The 2,247-nt window shown below is 71.3% G+C and carries 2 protein-coding genes; both read right to left on the bottom strand.

Going from position 1 to position 2,247, the window contains the following annotated elements:
* The coding region (locus CCN29_RS25850) for a response regulator (RefSeq protein WP_143661381.1) at positions 1–329 on the bottom strand (329 nt) is incomplete at its 3' end.
* 213 nt (positions 330–542) lie between these two features.
* The coding region (locus tag CCN29_RS25845; protein ID WP_442538496.1) for an outer membrane protein assembly factor BamB family protein at positions 543–2,247 on the bottom strand (1,705 nt) is incomplete at its 5' end.

Raw genomic sequence — 2,247 nt, 5'->3', positions numbered from 1 at the left:
TCGATCCGCTCGTCGTGCCGGACGTACCCCGACGCCCCCGCCGCGAACGCCGCCGCGATCCCCCGCGGCGACGGCACCGGCCCCAGCACCACGACCGCCACCTGCGGCCGCTCCCGCTTGATCTTCACCACCGGATCGAACGTCCCGGCCTCGGCCGGCGCCGCCGTCCCCAGCAGACAGACCTCCGGCGCCCTGCTGATCACCAGGTCCGCGGCCCCCGCCGCGGGCGCCGCCGCGGCCAGCACCCTGTGCCCTCGCAGCTTCAGCGCCGAGGCCAGCGCCTCGGCGAGCAGTCGGTGGTCGTCGACCACCATCAGCCGCACTCCCATCGGACAACCATCCCCCCAGACAACACACCCCCGGATGCCCCCGGAAGCTACACGCTTGTTCGACGTCGCGCTCCCCCTACCGGAGAGAATCGCCCCGGATCGCCGAAATTCTCGTGTTCGATGGCGAAGAGCGTGTGATGAGCGGTACGCGAACGGCCCCGTCCCTGAGCAGGGACGGGGCCGTCGGCGAGGGCACAGGGCGACAGCGGACGATCACCCGGTACCGAAGGCGATCACCGCGTACTCCTTCTCCTTGCTCGTGAAGTCACTCGCGTACACGGACGACATGTACAGCCCGCCCTGCCCGTACAGGATCTCCGCGTAGTCCGGCAGCATCCGCGTCTCCACGTCGCGCACCGCCTCGGTCGACGGGTTCTCCATGAGGACGGTCTGCTTGAAGGAGCCGCCGTCGATGCTGACGACCTGCCCGCCCTTGTCGTACGGCGGCCGCTTGTAGGCGATGACGTTGGGGCCGTCCATGCGCAGCGGGTAGATCTCGTAGTCCACGCCGGCGTCGGCGCGCTGACCGGTCTGACGGCCGGTGGCGAGGTCGAAGGACACGACCTCGTTGGTCTGGCTGTACGACTCGCCGCCGCTGTCGTGCTCCTCGGTCGCGATGTACAGCCGGTCGTTGCCGACCGTCACCCCCGTGCAGTTCTCCACCTTGTAGATGCCGTCGCAGCGGGCGGCGAACTCGTCGCCCGGCGCGGAGAGGCGGGCGCGCAGCTTGCCGGTCTTGTTGTCGATGGAGAAGAAGTCGGAGATGCCGCTGCCGTCACCGGCGGTGTCGCCGACGTCGGCGGCCACCACCAGCGGGTCGGTGGAGACGACGGCCGCGTACTCGATGCCCTCGTCCATCTTGTACTCGCTGATGACGTCGCCCGTCTTGGGGTCGACGTTCTGGATGTGCAGCTGACGCTGGTCGTACGAGCCGCACTTGCGGACCGCGACCAGCTTCGCGCCGCCGCCGTAGCCGGCGTCGTAGCAGGAGTCGGACGTCTTCGGCGCCCACCGCTCGTCACCGGTGGCGAGGTCCCAGGCGGCGCCGCCGCTGGTGCTGCCGGCCGCGACGGTGCCGCCGCTGAGCGTGACGTTGTTGAAGCTGACCGGCATGGTCCCGGACTTGGCGTTCTTCGACCACACCTTGGTGCCGGCCTCCAGGTCGATCACCGCGACCTCGGTGCACGACTGGGGGTCCTGCTTGGTGGGCATGCCCGGCTTGTAGACGATGGCCGTCTTCTTGTCCTCGGTCACGTGCGGGGTCGCCGTGCACACGGGGCCGGGCAGGTCGAGCGTCCATTTCTTGGTGCCGGTCTCGCGGTCGTAGCCGGTGATCTCCGACAGGCCGCTCTTGGCGTAGACGCTGTCGGTCAGCCAGGAGCCGGAGGTGGGGATGCTCGTGGTGCCCTTGGGCACCTTGGGCGCGGGCACCTGGAACAGCACCTTGGACCCGGTGGCGGCCGGCGCCTTCTCCTTCGCCTCGCCGGTGGTGGCGCCCCCGTCGCCGGAGCCGCCGCCCTCCTTGCCGTCGCCGCCCTTGGTGTCGCCGCCCTCGGCGGTGGTCTGCTTGTCGTCGTCCTTGCCGGACGAGGACGAGTACCAGACGCCGGCGCCGACGATCAGCGCGATCGCGACGACGGCCGACACGATGATGGCCACCTGGGCGTTGACCTTGCGCCCGCCGCCCTGCTGCGCGGCCTGCGCCTGCATCGGCACGGTCGGCTGCGAGTAGCCGTACGGCGGCTGCTGCCCGTACGGCCCCGGCTGCTGCGGCTGCCCGTACGGGCCGGGCTGCTGCGGCTGGCCGTAGGGCCCGGGCTGCCCGTAGGGGCCGGGCTGCTGCGCCGGGTAGCCGTACCCGGCCGGCGGCTGGGGCGGCTGCGGCTGCGGCGCCTGCTGCGGGTAGCCGTAGCCGGGC

The sequence above is a fragment of the Streptomyces pseudogriseolus genome, assembly GCA_002154585.1.
Taxonomy (GTDB): domain Bacteria; phylum Actinomycetota; class Actinomycetes; order Streptomycetales; family Streptomycetaceae; genus Streptomyces; species Streptomyces pseudogriseolus.
This window is presented reverse-complemented; position numbering and strand designations above follow the sequence as displayed.